Origin of the sequence: Pseudomonas putida (assembly GCF_001941965.1) — a bacterium.
Classification (GTDB): Bacteria; Pseudomonadota; Gammaproteobacteria; order Pseudomonadales; family Pseudomonadaceae; genus Aquipseudomonas; species Aquipseudomonas putida_L.
Genome location: NZ_MKZO01000012.1, coordinates 141,585 through 165,453 on the forward strand (window position 1 = coordinate 141,585; position 23,869 = coordinate 165,453).

The 23,869-nt window shown below is 64.9% G+C and carries 21 protein-coding genes; 7 read left to right on the plus strand and 14 right to left on the minus strand.

The window, feature by feature from the left end:
- Nucleotides 1-181 precede the first annotated feature (181 nt).
- The 9 genes from PSEMO_RS07655 to PSEMO_RS07695 form a co-directional block, all read right to left on the minus strand.
- Entirely contained in the window at nucleotides 182-787 is a 606-nt protein-coding gene (locus tag PSEMO_RS07655) for an START domain-containing protein (RefSeq protein WP_075802513.1), read from the minus strand.
- A gap of 33 nt (nucleotides 788-820) precedes the next feature.
- A complete protein-coding gene (locus PSEMO_RS07660) occupies nucleotides 821-1,075 on the minus strand; it encodes a YkgJ family cysteine cluster protein (RefSeq protein ID WP_075802514.1) in 255 nt (84 codons plus the stop codon).
- 119 nt (nucleotides 1,076-1,194) lie between these two features.
- Nucleotides 1,195-1,626 carry a translation initiation factor 2 gene (locus PSEMO_RS07665; protein ID WP_256721035.1) on the minus strand — a complete coding sequence of 144 codons (432 nt, stop codon included), beginning with the start codon at nucleotides 1,624-1,626 and terminating at the stop codon, nucleotides 1,195-1,197.
- A 114-nt stretch (nucleotides 1,627-1,740) separates the two neighbouring features.
- Nucleotides 1,741-3,186 (minus strand): aminotransferase-like domain-containing protein, encoded by a 1,446-nt coding sequence (locus PSEMO_RS07670; RefSeq protein WP_075802516.1) that lies wholly within the window; start codon nucleotides 3,184-3,186, stop codon nucleotides 1,741-1,743.
- Between the two features lie 344 nt (nucleotides 3,187-3,530).
- The gene (locus tag PSEMO_RS07675; RefSeq protein WP_075802517.1) at nucleotides 3,531-4,340 is read right to left on the minus strand and encodes an OmpA family protein; all 810 of its coding nucleotides are present in this window, start codon (nucleotides 4,338-4,340) and stop codon (nucleotides 3,531-3,533) included.
- Entirely contained in the window at nucleotides 4,337-4,690 is a 354-nt protein-coding gene (locus PSEMO_RS07680; RefSeq protein ID WP_075802518.1) for a DUF4398 domain-containing protein, read from the minus strand. The genes PSEMO_RS07675 and PSEMO_RS07680 overlap by 4 nt, the downstream gene beginning before the upstream one ends.
- 9 nt (nucleotides 4,691-4,699) lie before the next feature.
- Nucleotides 4,700-5,524 (minus strand): substrate-binding periplasmic protein, encoded by an 825-nt coding sequence (locus PSEMO_RS07685; RefSeq protein ID WP_075802519.1) that lies wholly within the window; start codon nucleotides 5,522-5,524, stop codon nucleotides 4,700-4,702.
- A gap of 120 nt (nucleotides 5,525-5,644) precedes the next feature.
- Entirely contained in the window at nucleotides 5,645-6,574 is a 930-nt protein-coding gene (locus tag PSEMO_RS07690; protein WP_075802520.1) for an electron transfer flavoprotein subunit alpha/FixB family protein, read from the minus strand.
- A complete protein-coding gene (locus PSEMO_RS07695) occupies nucleotides 6,575-7,324 on the minus strand; it encodes an electron transfer flavoprotein subunit beta/FixA family protein (RefSeq protein WP_075802521.1) in 750 nt (249 codons plus the stop codon).
- A gap of 544 nt (nucleotides 7,325-7,868) precedes the next feature.
- On the opposite strand from PSEMO_RS07695, the gene PSEMO_RS07700 reads away from it, so the two are divergent.
- The gene (locus PSEMO_RS07700; protein WP_075802522.1) at nucleotides 7,869-9,533 is read left to right on the plus strand and encodes an electron transfer flavoprotein-ubiquinone oxidoreductase; all 1,665 of its coding nucleotides are present in this window, start codon (nucleotides 7,869-7,871) and stop codon (nucleotides 9,531-9,533) included.
- A gap of 181 nt (nucleotides 9,534-9,714) precedes the next feature.
- Here the strand turns inward: PSEMO_RS07700 and PSEMO_RS07705 are convergent, their stop codons facing one another.
- Nucleotides 9,715-11,025 (minus strand): MFS transporter, encoded by a 1,311-nt coding sequence (locus PSEMO_RS07705; protein ID WP_075802523.1) that lies wholly within the window; start codon nucleotides 11,023-11,025, stop codon nucleotides 9,715-9,717.
- Between the two features lie 89 nt (nucleotides 11,026-11,114).
- Nucleotides 11,115-11,600, minus strand: coding sequence for a histidine kinase (locus PSEMO_RS07710; RefSeq protein ID WP_075802524.1), 486 nt, complete (start codon nucleotides 11,598-11,600; stop codon nucleotides 11,115-11,117).
- 305 nt (nucleotides 11,601-11,905) lie between these two features.
- On the opposite strand from PSEMO_RS07710, the gene PSEMO_RS07715 reads away from it, so the two are divergent.
- From PSEMO_RS07715 to PSEMO_RS07725, 3 genes are read left to right on the plus strand one after another with little or no spacing between them, the layout of a single operon-like run.
- Nucleotides 11,906-13,075, plus strand: a complete 1,170-nt coding sequence (locus tag PSEMO_RS07715) for an efflux RND transporter periplasmic adaptor subunit (RefSeq protein ID WP_075802525.1) — start codon at nucleotides 11,906-11,908, stop codon at nucleotides 13,073-13,075.
- Nucleotides 13,076-15,040: a MacB family efflux pump subunit gene (locus PSEMO_RS07720; protein WP_075802526.1), complete on the plus strand. Its 1,965-nt coding sequence runs from the start codon at nucleotides 13,076-13,078 to the stop codon at nucleotides 15,038-15,040.
- Nucleotides 15,041-15,043: 3 nt separating this feature from the next.
- Entirely contained in the window at nucleotides 15,044-16,444 is a 1,401-nt protein-coding gene (locus PSEMO_RS07725; protein ID WP_075802527.1) for an efflux transporter outer membrane subunit, read from the plus strand.
- Nucleotides 16,445-16,532: 88 nt separating this feature from the next.
- On the opposite strand, the gene pvdP is transcribed toward PSEMO_RS07725, so the two are convergent.
- From pvdP to PSEMO_RS07740, 3 genes are all read right to left on the minus strand, one after another.
- Entirely contained in the window at nucleotides 16,533-18,152 is a 1,620-nt protein-coding gene (gene pvdP / locus PSEMO_RS07730) for a pyoverdine maturation tyrosinase PvdP (protein ID WP_075802528.1), read from the minus strand.
- Between the two features lie 220 nt (nucleotides 18,153-18,372).
- On the minus strand, nucleotides 18,373-19,695 hold the full coding sequence (locus PSEMO_RS07735) for an ATP-binding protein (RefSeq protein WP_075802529.1): 1,323 nt from the start codon (nucleotides 19,693-19,695) through the stop codon (nucleotides 18,373-18,375).
- Entirely contained in the window at nucleotides 19,692-20,375 is a 684-nt protein-coding gene (locus tag PSEMO_RS07740; protein WP_075802530.1) for a response regulator, read from the minus strand. The genes PSEMO_RS07735 and PSEMO_RS07740 overlap by 4 nt, the downstream gene beginning before the upstream one ends.
- 168 nt (nucleotides 20,376-20,543) lie before the next feature.
- On the opposite strand from PSEMO_RS07740, the gene dsbD reads away from it, so the two are divergent.
- Genes dsbD through dsbG form a run of 3 tightly spaced genes read left to right on the plus strand, consistent with a single transcriptional unit; the run spans nucleotide 20,544 to nucleotide 23,856 of the window.
- A complete protein-coding gene (dsbD, locus tag PSEMO_RS07745) occupies nucleotides 20,544-22,256 on the plus strand; it encodes a protein-disulfide reductase DsbD (protein ID WP_075802778.1) in 1,713 nt (570 codons plus the stop codon).
- Nucleotides 22,256-23,101, plus strand: a complete 846-nt coding sequence (locus PSEMO_RS07750) for a TlpA family protein disulfide reductase (protein ID WP_075802531.1) — start codon at nucleotides 22,256-22,258, stop codon at nucleotides 23,099-23,101. Before dsbD ends, PSEMO_RS07750 begins: the two co-directional genes overlap by 1 nt.
- Nucleotides 23,098-23,856 (plus strand): thiol:disulfide interchange protein DsbG, encoded by a 759-nt coding sequence (gene dsbG, locus PSEMO_RS07755; RefSeq protein WP_075802532.1) that lies wholly within the window; start codon nucleotides 23,098-23,100, stop codon nucleotides 23,854-23,856. Before PSEMO_RS07750 ends, dsbG begins: the two co-directional genes overlap by 4 nt.
- The last annotated feature ends 13 nt before the right edge of the window (nucleotides 23,857-23,869 follow it).

Genomic DNA, 23,869 nt, shown 5'->3' on the forward strand with positions numbered 1-23,869 from the left:
CTGGCAGCCTTTTTTATTATCCGGAACCGACGCCAACCCCTGTGGGAGCTGGCTTGCCAGCGATAGGGCCCGCCCGGACAACCTCTTTGCCCCCTGCCGGCCTCATCGCTGGCAAGCCAGCTCCCACAGGGACCGCGTCACAGTTGCAGACTTCCATAGGAAAGCCAGCAACTGTTACACCTCACTTCGCCGCTTCAGCCCTCGCCTTCAACGCCTTCAAGGTATTGAACGGCGCCTCCACCACGAATTTGTTCGACAACCAGGACGGCACGCTGCCACCCGGGTCGGTATGTAACTGGTAGGTCACCTCGGTGGCATCACCCTTCGGCACCAGCTTCCAGAAACCATCCGCCGCCGCGACCCGCACAAAGCCTTTCTCTTCCGGCTGGTAAGTCGGCGCTGCCTCGATCTTGCGGGTCACGCTGCCGTCGGCGCCCTGCTCGGTGGTGATATGCAGCACCGAATCCCGCGCCGTCACCGGCCACGGGGTATTGAACTGGGCGTAGGTCCAGCTCTGGTCACCCTCGTGCTTGAGCAGCTTCTGCTGCTTGCACTCATGGATCCAGGCGCAGGAACCGGCCACATCTTCCTGCAGCTTGACGATGGTCGCCACCGGCGCCTTGATCAGGGCGACACCGCGATAGGCCTTGTACTTGGAGCCCGCCACATCGCTGAGGGACACCTTGATGCCCTCTTCTTCCTTGGCCACTTTCCAGTCTTCGGCAAGGGCCATGTTCGACAAGGCAGTCAAACCCACGATTATTGCTACATGCTTGAACGATCTCATCCGCTTGTTTTCCTTGTTGTCGAAGATTCGCTTTCAGGCCGCAGTCATTTGCTCCCACCAGCCGATGATCCTGATCGCCTCGTCGCGATCGCTGCCACACACCTCGATATCCGCCGTGAAACCGGAACAGACCGCCGGACGCTCCGGCTGCCCGAACAGATTGCACAGGTTGACCGCAGAGAGATGAATGCAGCGCTCGCCAGCCGGTTTGCCATCAGGCATGCCGGGAATGAACGAGCTGATCGATGGCGCAATGCAGCACGCGCCGCAGCCTTCTCGGCATTTCATGAATCAGAACCTCAGGAACGCAAATGGTGCGGATGAAAGGATAGTAACGACTAAAACAAGCGTTTGAAATTCCCGACAGGATGAAATATCGCTGACCGGTCGGTTCTCGTTACGCGGGGTTACTGCTTGAATTCGAAGTCGATGGCGGCGCCTTCGATTTCCTGCTGGCGCATATCGTTGCGTAGCTGCAACTGCATTTCATTGCTCAGCAGCCGACCGTTGAGCTGGAACGGACTGTCGGTTTGCGGCTTCTCCCCGAACATCGCCGGCAACAGTGGCTTGCGCACCTCGGCCTCGATCTCGGCCACCGGCTTCATGCCCTTCATCAGGTCCGGCGGCAGGCTCAGGTCCAGCCTGGCCTTGGGTAGCGGCGCCGCGATGGCGTCGGCCTTCTTGCGTGCCGCAGTCTTTTTGACCTTCACCGGCTTTTTGGTCGCCGTGACGGGCTTGGCCTTGGCCGCCGACTGCTTCTTCGCACTGGGCTTTTCGCTTTTCTGTACCTGTGGCCTGACCTCGGAAGCGGCCGCCACCGGGCCGGCTGAAGACAGCACGAGCAACCCCGCCAATACCAGTCCGAGACAACGCGAGAGAGTCATAGGCAACGACAGACTACCAGGGGAAAGTGCCTATGCTCCCCGTTCCAGACACGCCTGACAAGGTGCAGATTACAGATAGCCAGCACTGGCCGTTTCCTGGCACAGCTGGTTGGCCAGCATTCCCAGGGTCATCAACGCCCTCTCCGCCTCACGATTCCACGGGATCCCGCAGTTGAGACGGATGCAGTGGTTGAACTGCTCGGTATTACTGAAAATCAGCCCCGGCGCAATACTGATCCCTTGCTGCAGGGCGCGCACGTGCAGTTCCTGGGTATTGACCCGGCCGGGCAAACTGACCCACAGGATGAAGCCGCCCGTTGGTCGGGTCATCTGCGTGCCTTCCGGGAAGTACTGCTGCACGGCCAGCTGATAGGCACTGAGATTCTTCCGGTATTCCTGGCGGATAAACCGCAGATGACGGTCGTAACCGCCATTTTCCAGGTAAGCGGCAACCCCCATCTGCGTCACGCTGCAGGCGGAATGGGTGCTGAAGGTCTGCAAACGCTGGATTTCCGCCTGGTAGTTGCCAGCGATCATCCAGCCGATGCGCACACCGGGCGACAGGGTCTTGGAAAAGCTCGAACAGTAGATGACCCGGCCCAGGCGGTCGAAGGCCTTGAGCGACTTGGTCTTGCCCTGCTCGAACATCAGTTCGCCGTAGATATCGTCTTCGATGATCTGGATGTTGAAGTCCGAAGACAGGCGCAATAACTGTTTCTGCCGCTCCTCCGGAATGGTCCCACCCAGCGGATTGCTCAGGCGCGCGGTCAGCACCAGGGCCTTGATCGACCATTGGTTGGCGGCCAGTTGCAGCGCTTCCAGGCTGATGCCGGTGGAGGGATCACTGGGGATCTCGATCACCTTCAGGCCCAGCAGATCCGCCAGTTGCAGCAACCCATAATAGGTCGGTGATTCCGCCGCGATCAGATCCCCCGGCCGGGTCAGCACCCGCAACGACATCTGCAAGGCATCGACGCAACCATGGGTGACCACCACTTCGGACGGATCCACCACCACCCCGGCATCACGCATGCGAATGGCGATCTGCCGGCGCAGCGGCTCGAAGCCCGGGCTGAACATATAGCTGAAGGCCCGCGGGCTCTGGAAGCGGGTGACCTTGGCCAACTGCTGATGCAGCGCGCGCACCGGCAGGTAATCGACATGGGGGACTGCCGCGCCCAGCGGGAACACGCCGTCGCGCCGGGCTTCGGTGAGCACCTGCTGGATGATGCTGGCCCGGGTGACCAGGCCTGGCCGCTCGACCCGGGCGATATCCGGGGTCGATGCCGTCAGCGCGGGAGTCTGGTGCACGTAGTAGCCGGACTGCGGCCGGGCGCGGATCAGGCCCTGGTCCTCGAGATTGGCATAGGCCTGCAGCACCGTGGCATGGCTCACATTCAACTGCGAGCTCATCTTGCGCACGGACGGCACGCGCTCACCCGGCTGGTAGACACCACGCCGGATATCCTCGGCGAGCTGCTGGGCGATGCGCTGGTAAAGCAACAGGTTGGTCATGGATCCTTCTCTCGACACGGCAGGCAATCCGGTTGTACGTGTGTTCTGGCGACTGAGATTACCGTAACAGTTGCCAAGTGTACTGGGACAGATTGCGGATCAGCAGACGATACAGTTGTGTAGCGGGGAAGCAAAGCGGCGTTTGGGTATAACCATCGGGAGTTTTCAATCCTTTTTGAATGATGTTGTGGCTGAGGGCCTCATCGCTGGCAAGCCAGCTCCCACAGGGTTCTGCGGCGCTGCGGACCCTGTGGGAGCTGGCTTGCCAGCGATGAGGCCCTCCAGGCCAACAAAAAAACCCGGGATCTTTCGACCACCGGGTTTCTTTCAAAGCAGTCAGCACCTCACCGCTCGGCGCCCAGCCTGCCCTTCTCATCGGAGAACACGATCTCGACCCGGCGATTCTGCGCCCTGCCCCGCTCCGAGGCGTTGGCCTCGACCGGGTACTGGTCGCCATAGCCGATCACCTTGATGCGCTTTTCATCGACACCCAGGTCCACCAGCATATCGGCCACCGACTGCGCACGATCCCGCGACAGCGTGAGGTTGTCGTCCGGGTTGCCGGTGCTGTCGGTATAACCCTCGATACGCACCACCCGCTTCGGATTCAGCTGGAGGAACTGCACCAGTTTCAAAACGGTCCGGCTGGCCGAATTCTTCAGCTCCGCCTCGCCGGTATCGAACAGCACATCACCCAGGGTCATCACCAGGCCGCGATCAGTGTCGGTGGTGGCGAGGCTGACAATCTGCTCTTCCAGCCATTTGCCCTGCTGCTGCACGCTGGACAGCTTGGCTTCGCGCAGGGCCAGTTGCAGGCGCTGACGCTCCAGTTCGAGCTTGGCTTGACGCTCCTGGTTGAGTACCAGGTTGCTGTGCTCGCGGGCGATTTCGCTGTAGCGCTGGCTCAGGTAGGCGTAGTGGCGCACATCACTGCCGGTACCCCAGTAGGTCGCCAGGCGCTCGGCCTTGGCCAGCGACTCACCCGCCCGGATCACATCCCGTGGCGCACTGCGCAACACATTGGAATCATCCTTGACCGACTGGAAGGCAGCGCTCGCCTGATCCAGTGCCACTTCGCTGCGCTGGCTGGCGCAACCCTGCAAACCGAGAACGCCGGCAATCGCCAGCACCGCCAGAGGCTTGATCGAACTCACCGTTGCTCCCCCACTTGCTTGCGAAGACGGTCCACCCGGGATTGCAGCAGGGTCAGTTGTTCCTGGCTCTTCAGGGTCAGCACCCTGGCCTCGGCCAGGCGCGCGTCCAGTTCGGACTGTTCGGCGCGCATCCGCGCATCGCGGAACGACTCGCTCAGCATGTTGGAACGAGCACGCTCCAGCTTTTCTTCAGCCAGCTTGAGCTCGGCAACATCATCGGTGGCACCGACGGCCTTGGCCTGCTCCAGCGCCTGCTCGGACAGGCGCATCTGCTCGTGGGGTGCCGGGTCACTGGCGCAACCGGCCAGGGCCAGCAGCGCCAGAGCGGCGAATAGCGATTGAATTCTCACAGGGTATTCCTACTGTTTTGGGGCATCGAGCGGCGGCTGCAACTGCGCCTGCCAGCGCTCGACATTGCGCTGCACCGCCGCCTGGACTACGCCAGAAGCCGGCAATTCTGTCAGTTTTTTCGCCAACTGTCCGCGTAACCAGGCGTCGTTACAGACGGAATTGTGCGACAGCGCCAGGAACAGCCCCGGGTGATCGAGGGCCTGGCCACGGGCCACGAGGTTATCGGCCATGCCCAGGCTGCGCGCCATGGCCATGCCCGAGTAGCGCCCGGCGAGCACATAGTCCACCTGGCCGAGCAGGAGCTTCTGCATGGCCTGGGTCAGGTTGGGCACCTGGACCAGCTTCAACTCGCTCTTGCTGAATGCCGCGAATTCCGGGGTGAGCCGGGATTTCTCGGAGATGGCGCCCTGATGCTTGTGCAGGTCGGCGAGATTGTCGTAGACCAGCGTGGAATCATGCCGGGTCCAGACCACGTACTCGTTTTGCAATACCGAGGGATGGATATAGTCCATGGAGGTCAGTTCGCTGACGGCCAGCGGCGCATCCACCAGCAGGTCCATGCGCCCGCTGCGCACTTCGTCCTGGGCCTCGCTGCGCTTGCCGGCATACAGCACTTCGATCTTCAGGCCCAACTCGGCCGCCACCTGCTTGAGCAGATCGACGCTGGCGCCCATCAGGTGCCGGGGATCCTGCGGGTCGCGCCATGAATACGGCGGCGCATCCGGACTGCCCGTCGCCACCAGCCGCTCGCATTTGCCGGCCGCCAGCGTCACCGACGGCAGGCAAGCCAGACCGAGCACCGCCAGTATTCCCTTTCGTGCAAACCGCACCATCACACGCCCCTTCTTCGACCTGCGGAAATCAAAAAGCCCGGTTGCCCGGGCCATGTCACGGTGGAAAACCACCGGCACACGCCCCGGACAACCGGGCCCTTTATAAGTGAAGCGACTGGATTAAACCAGCTTCTCCAGCTCTGGAACGGCTTCGAACAGATCCGCCACCAGGCCATAGTCGGCCACCTGGAAGATCGGAGCTTCCTCGTCCTTGTTGATCGCGACGATGACTTTCGAGTCCTTCATGCCGGCCAGGTGCTGGATCGCGCCGGAGATACCGACGGCGATGTACAGCTGAGGCGCGACGATCTTGCCGGTCTGGCCGACCTGCATGTCGTTCGGTACGAAACCTGCGTCGACCGCAGCGCGGGAAGCGCCGACGGCCGCGCCCAGCTTATCCGCCAGGGTGTACAGGTGCTTGAAGTTGTCGCCGTTCTGCATGCCGCGGCCGCCGGAAACGACGATCTTGGCAGCGGTCAGCTCAGGACGGTCGGACTTGGCCAGCTCTTCGCCGACGAAGGCCGATTTGCCAGCGTCGTGGGCAGCACCGACGGTTTCGACAGAAGCCGAACCACCTTCGGCGGCAACGGCGTCGAAGCCGGTGGCGCGAACGGTGATGACCTTGATCGCCGCGGTCGATTGCACGGTGGCAATGGCGTTGCCGGCGTAGATCGGACGCTTGAAGGTGTCGGCGGATTCAACCGAGATGATCTCGGAGATCTGGTCGACGTCCAGCAGCGCGGCGACGCGTGGCAGGACGTTCTTGCCGTTGGAGGTGGCAGGCGCCAGCACGTGGCTGTAGGCCTTGCCCAGCTCGGCTACCAGCGGCGCGACGTTTTCCGGCAGGAAGTGCGCGTAGGCAGCGTTGTCGGCTACCAGGACCTTGGCCACGCCAGCGATTTTCGCGGCAGCTTCGGCAACACCACCGACGTTCTGGCCAGCGACCAGGACGTGCACGTCGCCACCGATCTTGGCGGCAGCGGCAACGGTGTTCAGGGTAGCGGGTGCAACGGCACCGTTCTCGTGTTCAGCGATAACCAGGATAGTCATTTAGATTACCTTCGCCTCGTTCTTCAGTTTCTCGACCAGTTCAGCAACCGACTTGACCTTGATGCCCGCGCTGCGTGCAGCCGGCGCTTCGACTTTCAGGGTCTTGTTGGTCGAGGCGGTGGAAACGCCCAGCGCGTCCGGAGTAACGGTCTCCAGCGGCTTTTTCTTGGCCTTCATGATGTTCGGCAGCGACGCGTAGCGCGGCTCGTTCAGGCGCAGGTCGGTGGTGACGATCGCCGGCAGGTTCAGGGCAACGGTCTGCAGGCCGCCGTCGATTTCACGGGTGACGTTGACCTTGTCGCCAGCCAGTTCGACTTTCGAAGCGAAAGTGCCTTGGGCGTAGCCGGTCAGCGCAGCCAGCATCTGGCCGGTCTGGTTGTTGTCGCTGTCGATGGCCTGCTTGCCGAGGATCACCAGCTGAGGCTGTTCCTTGTCGACAACGGCCTTGAGCAGCTTGGCCACGGCCAGGGAGGTCAGCTCTTCGGCGGACTCCACCAGCACGGCGCGGTCGGCACCCAGGGCCAGGGCGGTACGCAGTTGTTCCTGGGCAGTGGCCGGGCCGACGGTAACGACGACGATCTCGCTGGCCACGCCTTTTTCTTTCAGGCGTACGGCTTCTTCGACGGCGATCTCGCAGAAGGGGTTCATGGACATTTTGACGTTGGCGAGGTCGACGCCGGAGTTGTCCGCCTTGACGCGAACCTTGACGTTGTAGTCGACCACTCGTTTGACAGCTACAAGAACCTTCATGGATTCCTCGTTACTCTCCGGTGAAAAGAATGTCGCCTGGGCCGAACCCGGCGATTGCGCGTGGGTACAAGGGCACCTCTTAAAAACGTTCGCAGCGGAAGAAAGTTAGACGGACTGATCAGTCTCGTTTCGACCCTTCATCGCAAAACCCGTGAGTCATTTTTTGTGGTGACGTGTAAACTTCACTACAAACCCCGGTTTGGCGTAACTGCCCTGCTTGTAGCGAGGTCTTTAGGGGTGCTCCTGCATCCGACGGTCAGCCTACGGCGAGCGTAAAACCGCCCGTATCTTGACCGTAACGCCCAATCCGGTCAATACGGCAAAACCGCCAGCTTCAAGCCGCGCCTCTTTGATTTTACTGGGCTCCGGCAAATTCAAACAAACGTTTGTATTGGACCGCACAAGTGGTGTAGATATAATGCGCGGCCAAGAGAAAGCGGTGTAGTACGTCATCCCCCGAAGCTACAGAATCGCCCCCTTCGAAGTGACCGCCTTGCACCCACATTAGAAAGAAAAACCGAGAGCCTTGAGTAGGAGAGAACCTGTGGAACGCGAATACATGGAATTCGACGTGGTCGTCGTCGGCGCAGGCCCGGCGGGCCTGTCCGCTGCCTGCCGACTGAAGCAGAAAGCCGCCGAAGCCGGTAACGAAATCAGCGTCTGCGTGGTCGAAAAAGGCTCCGAGGTCGGCGCGCACATCCTCTCCGGCGCGGTGTTCGAACCCCGCGCACTGAACGAACTGTTCCCGGACTGGAAAGAGCTGGGCGCGCCGCTGAACACCGAGGTCAAGCGCGACGATATCTACGTGCTCAAGGACGGCAGCAGCTCGGTCAAGGTGCCCGACCTGTTCGTGCCGAAAACCATGCACAACCAGGGCAACTACATCATCTCCCTGGGCAACCTGTGCCGCTGGCTGGCCCAGCAGGCCGAGAACCTGGGCGTCGAGATCTACCCGGGCTTCGCCGCCCAGGAAGTGCTGTTCGACGACAACGGCGTGGTTCGCGGGATCATCACCGGCGACATGGGTGTCGACCGCGAAGGCCAGCCGAAGGACGGCATGTACACCCCGGGCATGGAACTGCGCGGCAAGTACACCCTGTTCGCCGAAGGCTGCCGTGGCCACCTGGGCAAGCAGCTGATCAAGCGTTTCAACCTGGACAGCGATGCGGACGTGCAGCACTACGGCATCGGCCTCAAGGAAATCTGGGAAATCGACCCGGCCAAGCACGAGCAAGGCCTGGTGGTGCACACCGCCGGCTGGCCGCTGGACGTGATGAAGAAGGACAACACCGGTGGTTCCTTCCTCTATCACCTGGAAAACAACCAGGTGGTGGTCGGCCTGATCGTCGACCTGTCCTACAGCAACCCGTTCCTGTCGCCATTCGACGAATTCCAGCGTCTGAAGCACCATCCGGTGATCAGCCAGTACCTCGAAGGCGGCAAGCGCATCAGCTATGGCGCCCGCGCCCTGGCCAAGGGCGGCATCAACTCGCTGCCGAAGATGGTCTTCAACGGCGGCGCCCTGATCGGTTGCGACCTGGGCACCATGAACGTGGCCAAGATCAAGGGCAGCCACACCGCGATGAAGTCCGGCATGCTCGCCGCCGAAGCCGTGGCTGACGCCCTCCTCGCTGGCAGCGAAGGTGGCGACCAGCTCAACAGCTACGTCGAGGCGTTCAAGGCCAGCTGGCTGCATGAAGAACTGTTCGCCAGCCGCAACTTCGGCCCGGCCATGCACAAGTTCGGCCCGATGCTCGGTGCGGCGTTCAACTATGTCGACCAGAACTGGTTCGGCGGCAAGCTGCCGTTCACCCTGCACGACACCAAGCCGGACTACGCCTGCCTCAAGCTGGCGGCCGACTCGACCAAGATCGAGTATCCAAAACCTGACGGCAAGCTGAGCTTCGACAAGCTGAGTTCGGTGTTCCTCTCCAGCACCAACCATGAAGAAGAACAGCCGTGCCACCTGAAGCTGGCCGATGCCGGCATCCCGATCGGCACCAACCTGCCGCTGTACGACGAACCGGCGCAGCGCTACTGCCCGGCCGGGGTGTACGAAGTCGTCGCCCAGGAAGACGGCAGCAAGCGCTTCCAGATCAACGCGCAGAACTGCGTGCACTGCAAGACCTGCGATATCAAGGATCCGTCGCAGAACATCACCTGGGTCACCCCGGAAGGTGCGGGCGGGCCGACTTACCCGAACATGTAAGTCGCCAGCCATGAAAAAGCCCCTCTGCCGCAAGGCATGAGGGGCTTTTTATTGCATCTCGACAGAGCGACGCTGAACCCTGTGGGAGCTGGCTTGCCAGCGATGAGGCCAGCCGGAGCAATGATGTTGTCATGTCGGGCCCTATCGCTGGCAAGCCAGCTCCCACAGGGTCCGAGTCGCCTCAACTATTGGCGAGAGCCAGATCCTCTTCCGTACTCAGCCGCTCCCGCGCCCCGAAGTACATCGCCGTCAACACCCCGACCAACCCCATCGCCGCGCAGAACACCAGGCATACCCACGGGCTCCACGGCATCAGCGCGATCAGCATCAGCGGCGTGGTACTCGCCCACAGCGCATAGGCGACGTTGTAGGTGAAGGAAATCCCCGACACCCGGATCCGCGCCGGGAACAGCCCGACCATCACCGACGGCACCACCCCCACCACGCCGCAGGCCAGGCCGGCCAGGGCATAGGCCACGCCCACCGTGTCCCAGCCCGCCACCAGACTGGCATACAGCGCGCCGATGCCCAGCGGCAGCAGCAGCGAATAGAGGATCAACGCACGCCAGGCGCCAATGCGATCCACCAGCATCCCGGCCAGCACACAGCCGATATTGAGGAAGACGATGCCGATACTGCTCAGGGCAAACGTGTGGCTGGCACTCATGCCGAAACGCTGCTGCATCACGGTCGGGGTGATCACCACCAGCACCACCACCGCCGAGGTCAACACGCAGGTCAGCAGCGCAGCAGGAACCAGCGCCCGGCGATGCTCGCGCAGCACCGCACGCAGGGGAAATTCCACCGGTTTGTCATTACGCTGGCGCTCCAGGGCCAGGAAAATCGGCGTCTCGCTGAGCCAGCGGCGCAGCCACACGCCGATCACGCCGAACACGCCGCCGAGCAGGAAGGGATAGCGCCAGGCGTAGTCGAGGATCTCCTGCGGGGTGTAGATCCGCGCCAGCAGCGTCGCGGTCAGGGCCCCGAGCAGATAACCGAAGGTCAGGCCGGCCTGGAGAAAGCCCAGGGCGTAACCGCGCCGCCCGACCGGCGCATGTTCGGCAACGAAGGTCCAGGCACTCGGCACCTCGCCACCCACCGCCGCACCTTGCAGGATGCGCAGCGCCAGCAGGATCAGCGGCGCCGCGTAACCGATCTCGGCATAGGTCGGCATCACCCCGATCAGCAGGCACGGCAGCGCCATCATCAGGATGCTCAGGCTGAAGACCTTCTTGCGCCCCAGGTGATCGGCGAAATGGGCCATGAGGATGCCGCCCAGCGGCCTGGCCAGGTAACCGGTGACGAAGATCCCGAAACTTTGCAGCAGACGCAGCCACTCGGGCATTTCCGGCGGGAAGAACAGCTGGCTCAGGGTCAGGGCGAAGAACACGAAGATGATGAAATCGTAGATCTCCAGCGCACCGCCCAGGGCCGCCAGGCCGAGGGTCTTGTGGTCGCCGCGCGAAAGCCGCGTGGAGTCGTTGGCAGTCATAGGGAGTTCCGCAGGAATGAACGGGGCCGCGCCAGGCGCGCCAGAACGAGGCGCAGAGCATATCAAAAATGCGCGAGGAAGCAGGTGCCTCAGGAAGGCCGGGAGAACACCGTCTGGCCGAGGTTCTGCAAGCGCTTCGCCGAGCCGCGCAGGCCGGGCTTGCCCTGCGGGCGCGGCAACTGGCCGATCACCCGCGGCCCATCCACCAGGGCCATGAAGGCATGCAGGGTTTCGTCATCGGGCACCTTGGGCAGGCTGATGCTCACCGCCTGGCGCTGCCCGGGAGGCACCACGGGCATCTTCAGGTGCTGGGATTCATACAGCAGCGCATGCTGGATCTGCACATTGACCCGACAGAACCGCTCCAGGTCCACCCCGGCATGGCTGGCCAGGTCGATATTGCCGATCAGCAGGTTGAACGGCAGCAAGGCGTTCTGCACCAGGTGCTGGAGGTCATCGAAGGACTGCACCGGGGCGATACGGAAGTAGCCCATGCGGTTGAGCATTTTCTCCAGTTGCAGAAGCTGCATCGGATGCGCGTCGGCGAGGAGGATTCGCAAGGACTTGTCGGGCATCGTCGGTGACCAGGGGCAGTGGTTGAAGGGCAACGATCCTTGGTCGATTAGCCGCAGGAAGCGGCTTTCCTTCGCAGCTCTCCTTGATAGTTGACGGGAAACCGTCGGAAATCAAGAAGGCGTCAATATATTGTTGAACTAGCCGATTCGCTTGTTGCTCCGAAACGCATGATTATATCGGGCAACTGTAAATGACTCTCACACGCCACCGGCGGGTAAATCAGGGCACACGCCCTTCGTTTATCTGGGAGTCTCCCGTGCCGCCCCGGCGCCGCACGGGCCGAACCCATTGGCTGGAACCCCGCATGAGACGTCCGACATTCAAACGCCGCCTGCTGCTGTGCGCCCTTGGCCTGGCCAGCGTCGGCGCCCTGGTGGCCTGGAAAGCCCTGCCGGGCCACGACCCGCTGAGCACCGTCACCGTCACCCGCGGCGATATCGAAAGCAGCGTGACCGCCCTTGGCACCCTGCAACCGCGGCGCTATGTGGATGTCGGTGCCCAGGCCTCCGGGCAGATCCGCAAGCTGCATGTGGAGCCCGGCGACCAGGTCCAGGAAGGCCAGTTGCTGGTGGAGATCGACCCTTCGACCCAGCAGGCCAGGCTCGACGCCGGGCGTTATTCCATCGACAACCTCAAGGCACAACTGGCCGAGCAGCAGGCCCAGTACACACTCGCCGAGCAGCAGTTCAAGCGCCAGCAGAGCCTCGCCGCCGGCGGCGCCACCCGCGAGGAAGACGTGCAGACCGCCCAGGCCCAGCTCAAGGTGACCCAGGCGCGCATCGACATGTACCGTGCGCAGATTCTCCAGGCCCAGGCCAGCCTGCGCAGCGATGAGGCGGAGCTGGGCTATACGCGGATCTACGCGCCGATGTCCGGCACCGTGGTCGCCGTGGATGCCCGCGAAGGCCAAACCCTCAATGCCCAGCAGCAGACCCCGCTGATCCTGCGTATCGCCCGGTTGTCGCCAATGACCGTCTGGGCCCAGGTGTCCGAAGCCGATATCGGCCACGTCAAACCGGGCATGCAGGCCTACTTCACCACCCTGGCCGGCGGCAAGCGGCGCTGGGTCAGCACGGTGCGGCAGATCCTGCCGATCCCGCCCAAGCCCCTCGACCCGTCGATGCAGAGCAGCGGCGGCAGCACCTCCGGGAGCAGCAGCGGCGGCAAGGTGGTGCTCTACACCGTACTGCTCGACGTGGATAACCCGGACAACAGCCTGATGGCTGAAATGACCGCCCAGGTGTTCTTCGTCGCCGGCCAGGCCAGCGACGTGCTGACCGCGCCCCTGGCGGCACTGGAGGAAGACGGTGACCAGCCCGACCAGCGCCTGGTCCAGGTGGTCGACCGCGACGGCCATGTGCAGCAGCGCCATGTGCGTACCGGGATCAGCGACCGCCTGCGGGTGCAGATCCTCGACGGCCTGGCCGAAGGCGATCACCTGCTGATCGGCGCACCTGTCGCCAGCGGGGGTTGAATGAGCACCCCGCTGATCGAACTGCGCGATATCCGCAAATCCTACGGCGGCATCGACACGCCGAAGGTCGAGGTGGTGCGGGGCGTGAACCTGGCCATCCACCCGGGTGAGTTCGTCGCCATCGTCGGTGCCTCCGGCTCCGGCAAATCGACCCTGATGAACATCCTCGGTTGCCTCGACCGTCCCACCAGCGGCCAGTACCTGTTCGCCGGCAAGGACGTTGCCGAACTGGACAGCGACGAACTGGCCTGGCTGCGCCGCGAGGCCTTCGGCTTCGTGTTCCAGGGCTATCACCTGATCGCCTCCGGGTCGGCGCAGGAGAACGTCGAGATGCCGGCGATCTACGCCGGCACCCCGGCCGACGAACGCCACGCCCGCGCCGCCGCCCTGCTGGAGCGCCTGGGCCTGGCCGGGCGCACCGGCAACCGCCCGCACCAGTTGTCCGGCGGCCAGCAGCAACGGGTGTCCATCGCCCGGGCGCTGATGAACGGCGGGCATATCATCCTCGCCGACGAACCCACCGGCGCCCTCGACAGCCAGAGCGGCGCCGAGGTCATGGCCCTGCTCGACGAGCTGGCCAGCCAGGGCCATGTGATCATTCTCATCACCCACGACCGCGAGGTCGCCGCCCGCGCCCAGCGGGTCATCGAGATCCGCGACGGCCTGGTGATCAGCGACTCGGTCAATGACCAGCATGAGCGCGAACCGGCCAGGGCCGGCCCCCAGGCCGAGGAATTGCGCCAGCACCTGGATCGCGGCGCGACCCAGACCGGCGCCTGGAAAGGCGAGCTGCTGGAAGCCCTGCAGGCGGCCTGGCGGGTGATGTGGATCAACCGCTTCCGCATCGCCCTGACCTTGCTCGGCATCGTCATCGGCGTCGCCTCGGTGGTAGTCATGCTCGCCGTTGGCGAAGGCAGCAAGCGCCAGGTGGTGGCGCAGATGGCCGCGTTCGGCTCGAACATCCTCTACCTCAGTGCCAAGTCCGCCAGCCTGCATGCGCCGGCCGGGCTGGTGACCCTCGACGATGTCGAAGCCCTGTCCGGGCTGCCCCAGGTGAAGAAGATCATGCCGGTGATCGGCAGCGAGCTGACGGTGCGCTACGGCAATGCCAGCAACAAATTCTACGTCGGCGGCAACAACACCTCCTTCCCGGGGATCTTCAACTGGCCGGTGGTCGAGGGCAGCTTCTTCACCGATGCCGACGAGCGTGCCGGTGCCGCCGTGGCGGTGATCGGGCAGAAGGTCAGGGAAAAACTGTTCGCCGAGCGCAACCCCATCGGCGAATACATCCTGATCGGCAACGTGCCGTTCCAGGTGCTCGGCATCCTTGCCGCCAAGGGCGCCAGCTCCGGCGATACCGACAGCGACGGGCGCATCGTGGTGCCCTACTCCGCCGCCTCGGTGCGCCTGTTTGGCAGCCGCGACCCGGAATACGTGACCATCGCCGCCGTCGACTCGGCCCGGGTCAAGGAAACCGAACTGGCCATCGACCACCTGATGCGCAAGCTGCACCACGGCAAGCAGGACTACGAACTGACCAACTTCGCCGCGCTGATCCAGGCCGAGGCGCGCACGCAGAACACCCTGTCGCTGATGCTCGGGGCGATCGCGGCGATTTCCCTGCTGGTGGGCGGTATCGGGGTGATGAACATCATGCTTATGACCGTGCGCGAACGGACCCGTGAGATCGGCATCCGCATGGCCACCGGGGCCCGCCAGCGCGACATCCTGCGCCAGTTCCTCACCGAGGCGGTGCTGTTGTCGATGGTCGGCGGGGTCACCGGGATCGGCCTTGCCGCGCTGATCGGCGGCGGCCTGATGCTGGCGGATATCGCCGTGGCCTTCTCCCTCGGCGCCGTGCTCGGCGCCTTTACCTGCGCCGTGATGACCGGCGTGGTGTTCGGCTTCATGCCGGCCCGCAAGGCGGCCCGGCTGGATCCGGTCAAAGCCCTGACAAGCGAATAAGCGATGAACTCCAGCCGTCTCAGTCTTCTTACCCTCAGCCTGCTGCTCGCCGCCTGCAGCAGCCAGGCGCCCGACAGCTCGCCGCCCGCCGCCCCTGCGCAATGGCAGGGCCAGCCGCAAACCAGCGCACCGATCGCCGATGGTCCGTGGTGGCAGGCGTTCGCCAGCCCGCAGCTCGATGCCCTGATCGAACAGGCTCGGGCCAATAGCTTCGACCTTGCTGCAGCCATGGCGAGGGTCCGCCAGGCCCAGGCCAGCGCGGTGATCGCCGGGGCGCCGTTGCTGCCGGAGGTGAAGTTCGGTCTCGATGCCAGCCGCCAGCGTCTGCTGCGAGGCAAAGGCTACGGCGGCATCGATGCGAGCAGCAGCGAGCGTACGTATATTTCCTACGGCACCGCCCTCAACGCCAGTTATGAAGTGGATTTCTGGGGTGGCAAGCGGGCGGCGCGGGACAGCGCCTTGCGCAGCCTCGATGCCAGCCGCTTCGACCGCCAGACCGTGGAACTGACCCTGTTCAGCGGCGTCGCCAGCAGCTACCTGCAAAGCCTGGCGCTGGTCGAACAGCTGAATATCGCCCGGCTCAACCTGACCAATGCCCGGGATGTACTCAAGGTCGTGCAGACCCGCCATGACGCGGGTTCGGCCACGGCCCTGGAACTGGCCCAGCAGCGCAGCCTGGTGGCAGCGCAGGAGCGGCAGATTCCCTTGCTGGAGCAGCAACTGCAGGACACCCGCATCACCCTGGCGACCCTGCTGGGCGAGCCGGTGCAGCAATTGCCGGCCAGTCGCGAGCCCTTCGCGGCCATCCACTGGCCCGACATCGGCAGCGGCGTGCCCAGTGACCTGCTGGGGCGGCGGCCGGATATCGCGGCGGCGGAAGCGCGTCTGGCGGCGGCAAAAGCCAATGTCCAGGTGGCGCGGGCGGCGATGCTGCCGAGCCTGACCCTCGGGGCCAATCTCGGCTCGGGCGCGCAGGTGTTCGATCAGTTGCTGCGCAGCCCGTATTACAGCCTGACTGCCGGGCTGGCAGCGCCGATCTTCGACAATGGCCGGCTAGGGGCGGAGCGGGATAGAGCCCAGGCCGAGCAGGAGGAGTTGCTGGAGGTGTATCGCGGCAGCATCGTTTCTGCGTTCGGTGATGTGGAAAAGGCCCTGAACGGGATTGGCGGGGTGGATCGCCAGCGCCAGTGGCAGGATGAGGAAGTGCGTCAGGCACGGACGGCGTTCGAGCTGGCGGAAAGTCGTTACCGGGCGGGGGCGGAGACGCTGCTGACGGTGCTGGAGACGCAGCGGACCTTGTATCAGGCGCAGGATCAGCAGGTGCAATTGCGGTTGGCGCGGGTGCAGGGGAGCGTGGCGTTGTACAAGGCTTTAGGAGGAGGTTGGCAGATAGCTTCTCGCTAGGCTTCATGGCCTCATCGCTGGCAAGCCAGCTCCCACAGGGACTGCATGCACCGGACCTGTGGGAGCTGGCTTGCCAGCGATGAGGCCCTCAGGCAATTCCCTTCATCGACAGGTGCCGCGCATACCACGGCCGCTGCGGCACGCGCTTGAACAGCGGCTCCAGCAGGTCATCCTTGGCAAACACGATACGCAGCGCCAGCTTCATGGTCTCGATATCCATCTCCACCGACTTGCCCGGCAGCAGCCCCGGCGTGGTGCTGCAGCCGTGGGTATCCGGCCCCAGCCAGGGGTCGTCCACCTCGTTCCAGCGCCCCGGCGCGAACCAGTCCACACCACTGACCTGCAACCGCTGCACCTGCCCCGGATTGTGCCGCTCATGGGCGCGGTACCAGTCGTCGATACGGTCGTCGATCCAGCCATGGAAGCCCCAGAACACCGGGTTCACATGGGACGAGAAAGGATCACCGAGAAAGTCGTTTTCCGGCTCGTACCAACGCGCGGCGAAGTCCGCCGGATCGCGGGCGAACGGCACCGGTGCACCATTGGACGGATCACGCGGCACCGACGCCCAGCACATGTGCAGCCAGTCGTGCAGGTTCATCTCCAGCTCCGAGCCCAACTGGCCGAGGGTCATCTTCGACAGGTAGTGCGGGTCCTGGTACTGCGATTCCCAGACCTGGAAGTTGGAGCAGAAGGTCTCCTGCGCCTTGATCGCCGCAACCCACTGGGTGTAGTCGCTGTCGCCCGGCGCACGCCAGGTCGGCGGCACGCTGTAGCCGTCGTGGTTGTCGAAATAGCGGGCAAAGCCGTGGCGGTCATATTCCACGTTCGGCTGCGGCAGGGGGAAATGCGCCCAGGACTCGAGCGGCTGGATCCTGCGGGCGGCGTTGAGCATATGCCGGTGCATGAACAGGAAGTCCACACCCGAGCCATTGCGGTGCTTCTTCGGCCCCCGGGCATCGCGCTCCTTGTCCCTCGGCCCGGGCTGCCAGCCGAGGCCGCGCAGGGCGCCGTGGCGCTCTTCGGAAAGGCGGTGCCACTTGTCCCGGGTCGCGTGCCAGAGCTGGTGGAACAGGCGATGTTCGGCGCTGATCAGCCAGGCGTGCATTTCCGGGGTATAGGCGATGCGCTCGCGGGCCTCGGGGAACATCCGCTTGACCGCGACGAAATGGCTGTCCTGCAAGGGCAGCGCCAGGGAGCGGTCGAGGCGCTGCATGCGCCCGGTCAGGGTACCGCTGCCGGCGTTGCCGTATTCGCCCCAGACCTCGTCGAGGGTGGCGATGCACTCGAAGCCGGGGCCGCCCTGGTTGCTCAGCAGACGCCAGCGCACCTCGGCGGTGGAGGCGCCGACCAGGTCGCCAAGCACGCGGTACATGGCCGGGCCGGGTTGTTCGAGGTTGTCCCGGGTGCCCAGCACGCCGCGCAGGCCACGGCCCTTGGCAGCGATGTCGAGGTAGAGCTGGATGCCGTCGCGGGGCAGACCGGGCAGGCCGCCGTCGGCGCCGGTGAAGCGGATATCCCAGACGCCGCGCAACTGGTTGCCCAGTTGCTGGCCGGCGATATCGGCCAGCTCGACGCTGGCTTCGCCAGGGGTGACGATGTCGTCCTCGGGGTCATGGGTCAGCTTCTGATGGGCGTAGTAGACGGCCGGCACCGCCGCACCCGTCACCGCCAGACCTGCCAAGAACCCTCGCCGCGATATCGTCATTCCCCACCCGTGTCAGCCATGGAAACTGCTTATGTCCAAGCTAGAACGTTGGGTTGAAGGAAAAATTTAGGCGAGAGAACACAATAGCCGCAACACCACAAAACCCTGTGGGAGCTGGCTTGCCAGCGATAGGGCCGGCAAGGGCAATGATGTTGTCGGGTCTGGCCTCATCGCTGGCAAGCCAGCTCCCACAGGGGCCAGTCCCACAGGGAGATCCGGGTCAGGCAGAGGCCTTGAGTGGCATCCTCAGCAACACCCGCAGCCCGTCGCTGCGGCTGTCGAAGTTCAGCGAGCAGGCACAGCGCTGGACGATGGCCTGGACGATCGCCAGCCCCAGCCCACTGCCCTCGCTCTGCCCATTGCGCCAGAAACGCTGGGTCAGGTGTTGCAGGTCCTGCTCGGGGATCCCCGGTCCATGGTCACGAACCAGGAAGCCGACACCCTCCTCTTCCACCCGCACCTCCAGCTCCACCGGCGCCTCGCCGCTGCTATGGCGCAAGGCGTTGTCCAGCAGGTTGCGCAATGCCGCCACCGCCAGCGCCCCGGGCATGTCCAGCAGGGCCTTGCCCGCCTGCGCCGGGGCGTTGAGGACGATACGCCGGTCATCACCGGTATCCTGGATCGCCTGCCGCGCCACCTGGTCGGCACTGCACTGCACGCCATCATCGAACGACAGGCTGCCCTCGACCCGCGCCAGCAACAGCAACTGCTCCAGGGTCCGGTGCAGGCGATCGGCGCCCTCCTCGGCATGCGCCAGGGCCTGCTCGCGCACCCGCCCGTCAGTCATCCGCGCCACCTGAAGGTGGGTCTTGATCGCCGTCAGCGGGCTGCGCAGCTCGTGGGCCGCATCGCCGGTCAGGCGCCGCTCGCGTTCGATGGTCTGACCGATCCGCAGGAACAGCTGGTTCTGGGTATCCAGCAGGGGCTGCAACTCGCTGGGCACCGCCTTGATCTGCAACGGTTCCACTGAGTCCGGGCTGCGCCGGCGCAGGGCCTCGCGCATCCAGTTCAGCGGCGCCAGGCCCTTGCCGATGCCGATCCAGAGCAGACCGAGGCTGCCGAGCAAGGCCACCAGCACCGGCGCCGAAGCGGCCAGCAGGATCGAACGGTTGAGCGCCTCGCGCTCCAGGTGACGGTCCGCCGTGGTGATGCGGATATCGCCATGGGCAAAGGTGAAACTGCGCCAGCGCGCACCATCGATCATCTGGTCGTGGAAGCCGCCGCGACCGTCGTCCATATGCTGGTCGGCATTCTGATGACTGCGCGCAAGGATCTCGCCGCGCAAGGAGGTGACCTGGCAGGCCATGCCGTCCGGCACGCTGAGCTGGTCGGCGCTGAGGTGGGTGCCGTCGCCCTTGCTGGTCAGGGGTTGCGGCAACTGGTCGATCAGCCCGGCGACCATGCGCGCCGAGGCGACCAGGCGCTGGTCGAGGGAAAACATCATCTGCTGGCGCAGGTCACGGAGCATCCAGGCCGCGGCCAGGGCCCAGATCAGGACGAAGGCGGTGCCGAGGATCAGGCTCAGGCGCAGGCGCAGGCTCATTGCCCGGACTCCTCGGGCAGCCGCGCCGGGCCGAGGCGATAACCCAGGCCCCGCACGGTCTCGACGATGCCATTGCCCAGCTTGCGCCGCAGATGGTGGATATGCACGTTGAGGGCGTTGCTTTCCACCTCGTCGCCGAAGCCGTATACGCTGTCCTTGAGCTGCTCGCTGGACAGCACCCGCCCCGGGTTGTTGAGCAGGGCCTGGAGCAGCGCCTGTTCACGGCGGGACAGGTCCACCGGCTGGCCGCCGAGGCTGGCGTCGCAACTGCTCGGGTCGAAACTCAGCGGCCCGTGCTCGATGATGTTCACGCAGCGCCCGGCGCTACGCCGCACCAGGGTGTGCAGGCGCGCCGCCAGTTCACGCAGGTCGAAGGGCTTGAGCAGGTAATCGTCGGCCCCCGCCTGCAGACCATCGACCCGATCGGTCACCGCGTCGCGGGCGGTGAGGATCAGCACCGGCAGGCTGTGGCCCTGCTGGCGCAGGCGCTGCAGCAGTTTCAGGCCGTCTTCGTCGGGCAGGCCGAGGTCGAGCACCATCACGTCGAAATGCGCGGCCTGGAGCATGGCCCGCGCCGCGCTGGCGTTGGCCACGCGGTCCACGTTGAGGCCCTGGGCGCTCAGGCCGGCAATGATGCCGCTGGCGATCAGGTCGTCGTCTTCACAGAGCAGTACATGCATGGGCGCGATTCGGTCACGGAGTCAGGAAAGCCTGCATTGGGCCTGAGCAGGATTAACCGGGGATTATGCCCTGCCCCGCAGGCCCCGTCGCCTGCCGGCCGACGGCTTAACAATGGGTTAATCCATACTCGGCAGCCTTGGCCACTCATGAAATTGCAAGGCTTCGACATGCGTGCATTGATCCTGGCGCTTCTCTGCCTGTTCAGCTCCCTGAGCCTGGCGCAGAACTTCGCCAACCCCTTCGCCCAGAGCGACTTCCTGCCGGTGGAAAAGGCCTTCGTCTTTACCAGCGAACGCCTGCCGTCCGGCGAGACCCGTCTGCACTGGGCGATCACCAAGGATTACTACCTCTATCAGAAGCGCCTGAAATTCGATGGCCTGACCCCGGAGCAAATCCCGCAACTGCCTCCCGCCGTCGATCACCATGATGAGTTCTTCGGCGACCAGCCGGTGTATCGCGGCGCCCTCGAACTGATCATCCCCGCCTCGGCCCAGGGCACCCTGCGCATGGGCTGGCAGGGCTGCGCCGATGCCGGGCTGTGCTACCCGCCGCAGACCTCGGTGGTCGAGCTTGGCGGCACGGCCACCAGCACCACACAGGCCGACGACCAGGCCCTGGCCGGGACCCTGCAACAGGGCCAGCTGGCCTGGGGCCTGCTGGTGTTCTTCGGCCTCGGCCTGCTGCTGGCGTTCACCCCCTGCTCGCTGCCGATGCTGCCGATCCTCGCCGGGCTGGTGATGGGCAACAACGTCAGCAGCCGGCGCGGCTGGGTCCTGGCCGGAACCTACGTGCTGAGCATGGCGCTGGTGTATGCCGCCCTCGGGGTGATCGCCGCACTGCTCGGTGCCAATCTCCAGGCCTGGCTGCAACAGCCGTGGCTGCTGGGCAGCCTGGCAGCGCTGTTCGTGTTGCTGGCCCTGCCGATGTTCGGTGCCTTCGAACTGCAATTGCCGATGTTCCTGCGCGATCGCCTGGAGCGTGCCGGCAGCAAGACCCGCGGCGGCAACCTGGCCGGCGCGGCCCTGCTCGGCGCGCTGTCCGGTTTGCTCATGGGCCCGTGCATGACCGCGCCACTGGCCGGTGCCCTGCTCTATATCGCCCAGAGTGGCAATGCCGTGCACGGCGGCCTGGTGCTGTTCAGCCTCGGCCTGGGCATGGGCCTGCCGCTGTTGCTGCTGGTCACCGTGGGCAATCGCTACCTGCCGCGCCCCGGGGCTTGGATGAACCTGGTCAAGGGCCTGTTCGGCTTCGTCTTCCTCGGCATGGCCCTGTACACCCTGCGCGTGGTCCTGGCACCGAGCCTGTGGCTGGCCCTGGCCGGCGCCTGGCTGCTGGCCCTGGCCTGGAGCGCCTGGCCGGCCTTGAAGCGCTTCCGTGCGCTGCAGCCGGTGATGCTGATCGCCGGATTGTGGGGCGTGCTGGCGCTGGTCGGTGCCGCCGGTGGCGGTAGTGATCCGTGGCGCCCGCTGGCGCCGTTCAGCGGCGGCGGCACCCCGCTCGTGGCCCACGAAGACGCCTTCACCACGGTCAGCACCCCGCAGGCCTTGCAGGCCGAACTGGACGCCGCGCGCAGCCAGGGCCAGTGGGTGTTCCTCGACTACTATGCGGACTGGTGCGTGTCGTGCAAGGTCATGGAGAAGCAGGTCTTCGCCCGCCCTGACGTCCTCGCGGCCCTGGCCGGGGTCCGCCTGGTGCGCCTGGACGTAACCGCCGACGCCGCCCCCGCCCGCGAGCTGCTCAAGCGTTACCAGGTCCCGGGCCCACCGAGCATGCTGTGGATCGGCCCCGACGGCGAAGAGCGCCGCGCCCGGCGTATCGTCGGTGAAGTGGACGCGACCACCTTCCTGCAACACTGGAACGCCACCCGGAGCGAAGGCTGATGCTGACGGTGAATATCGGCCCGATCGCCGTGGCCCTCGACCACCTGCTGCTCCTGCTGGCCCTGGGCCTGGCGACCCTGGTCGGCTGGCGCGTGGCCAGGCGCGGTGGCGATAACCCCGAATCGTCGCTGTTCAACCTGTTCATCCTCGGCCTGCTCTGCGCGCGGATCGGTTTCGTCATCGCCTACTGGCCGCTGTACCGCGACGACCTGCTGCAGATCGTCGATATCCGCGATGGCGGCTTCCTGCCCTGGGTCGGCCTGCTGACCGTGGTGCTCGGGGCGATCTGGGCCGGCTGGCGCAGGCCGGCACGCCGCAAGCCGCTGGGCTGGGGCCTGGCCAGCGGCGCGCTGTTCTGGATCCTCGCAAGCTGGGCCAGCCACCTGTACGAACAGGGCACGCAACTGCCCCACCTCACGCTGAAGAATGCCCAGGGCCAGGAAGTGGCGCTGGACAGCCATCGCGGCAAGCCGCTGGTGATCAATATCTGGGCCACCTGGTGCCCGCCGTGCCGGCGCGAGATGCCGGTGCTGCAACAGGCCCAGCACGAGTACCCGGACGTCACCTTCCTGTTCGTCAACCAGGGCGAGACGCCGCAGATCGTCACCAATTTCCTCGCCACCACCGGGCTGAACCTGTCCCACGTACTGTTCGACGCCGGTGGCCGGCTGGCCACCGCGGTCGGCTCGATGGCCCTGCCCACCACGCTGTTCTACGACGCCGACGGACGCCTGGTGGGCAGCCACCTGGGCGAACTGTCCAGGGCCAGCCTGCACCATGCGTTGCAGTCCCTCGACGAGGACCTGCGCCGTGCCCCCACATCCGCAACAAGGAATGCACCATGAGGATCCCCCTGTACCTGAGCCTGGCCGCCGGCCTGATCGCCAGCCCGCTGGTCGTCGCCGAAGAACTGCCCGCCGCCGTGCGCCAGATCGAAGCCAAGGGCGCCAAGGTCGTCGGCAGTTTCGATGCGCCCAACGGCATGAAGGGTTATGCCGCGCAGTTCCGCAACCAGGGCGTGGCCATCTACCTGACTGCGGACGGCAAGCACGCGCTGGTGGGCAGCCTGTTCGACGAGCAGGGCCAGGACCTCAGCGAGCCGCAACTGGAAAAGCTGGTCTACGCGCCGATGGCCAAGGAGGTCTGGGCGAAGATGGAAAAGGCCGCCTGGATTGCCGACGGCAAGGCCGATGCGCCGCGCATCGTCTACCTGTTCAGCGACCCCAACTGCCCGTACTGCAACCTGTTCTGGGAGCAGGCGCGGCCCTGGGTCGAGTCGGGCAAGGTGCAACTGCGCCATATCATGGTCGGCATCATCCGCGCCGACAGCCCTGGCAAGTCCGCCGCCCTGCTCGCCGCCAAGGACCCGCAAAAGGCCCTGCTGGAGCATGAAAAGGCCGGCAAGGCGAGCACCCTCAAGGCGCTGGACAAGGTGCCCGCCGAGGTCCAGGCCAAGCTCGACGCCAACCAGGCGTTGATGGACGAGCTGGGCCTGTCCGCCACCCCGGCGATCTTCTATCTCGACGACCAGCAGCGCCTGCAACAACAGCAAGGCGCCCCGCGTCCGGAATTGCTGGGCAAGATCCTCGGCAAGCGCTGAGACCGTCCTCCCG

Bases quoted from the DNA above. Each gene is read 5' to 3' on its own strand.
- PSEMO_RS07705 (WP_075802523.1), bottom strand. From the start codon at position 11,025: ATGACTGCCAACGACTCCACGCGGCTTTCGCGCGGCGACCACAAGACC.
- PSEMO_RS07740 (WP_075802530.1), bottom strand. From the start codon at position 20,375: ATGCATGTACTGCTCTGTGAAGACGACGACCTGATCGCCAGCGGCATC.
- PSEMO_RS07655 (WP_075802513.1), bottom strand. From the start codon at position 787: ATGAGATCGTTCAAGCATGTAGCAATAATCGTGGGTTTGACTGCCTTG.
- PSEMO_RS07720 (WP_075802526.1), top strand. From the start codon at position 13,076: ATGAGCACCCCGCTGATCGAACTGCGCGATATCCGCAAATCCTACGGC.
- PSEMO_RS07670 (WP_075802516.1), bottom strand. From the start codon at position 3,186: ATGACCAACCTGTTGCTTTACCAGCGCATCGCCCAGCAGCTCGCCGAG.
- PSEMO_RS07750 (WP_075802531.1), top strand. From the start codon at position 22,256: ATGCTGACGGTGAATATCGGCCCGATCGCCGTGGCCCTCGACCACCTG.
- PSEMO_RS07715 (WP_075802525.1), top strand. From the start codon at position 11,906: ATGAGACGTCCGACATTCAAACGCCGCCTGCTGCTGTGCGCCCTTGGC.
- dsbG (WP_075802532.1), top strand. From the start codon at position 23,098: ATGAGGATCCCCCTGTACCTGAGCCTGGCCGCCGGCCTGATCGCCAGC.
- dsbD (WP_075802778.1), top strand. From the start codon at position 20,544: ATGCGTGCATTGATCCTGGCGCTTCTCTGCCTGTTCAGCTCCCTGAGC.
- PSEMO_RS07695 (WP_075802521.1), bottom strand. From the start codon at position 7,324: ATGAAGGTTCTTGTAGCTGTCAAACGAGTGGTCGACTACAACGTCAAG.
- PSEMO_RS07710 (WP_075802524.1), bottom strand. From the start codon at position 11,600: ATGCCCGACAAGTCCTTGCGAATCCTCCTCGCCGACGCGCATCCGATG.
- PSEMO_RS07690 (WP_075802520.1), bottom strand. From the start codon at position 6,574: ATGACTATCCTGGTTATCGCTGAACACGAGAACGGTGCCGTTGCACCC.
- PSEMO_RS07725 (WP_075802527.1), top strand. From the start codon at position 15,044: ATGAACTCCAGCCGTCTCAGTCTTCTTACCCTCAGCCTGCTGCTCGCC.
- pvdP (WP_075802528.1), bottom strand. From the start codon at position 18,152: ATGACGATATCGCGGCGAGGGTTCTTGGCAGGTCTGGCGGTGACGGGT.
- PSEMO_RS07735 (WP_075802529.1), bottom strand. From the start codon at position 19,695: ATGAGCCTGCGCCTGCGCCTGAGCCTGATCCTCGGCACCGCCTTCGTC.
- PSEMO_RS07685 (WP_075802519.1), bottom strand. From the start codon at position 5,524: ATGGTGCGGTTTGCACGAAAGGGAATACTGGCGGTGCTCGGTCTGGCT.
- PSEMO_RS07660 (WP_075802514.1), bottom strand. From the start codon at position 1,075: ATGAAATGCCGAGAAGGCTGCGGCGCGTGCTGCATTGCGCCATCGATC.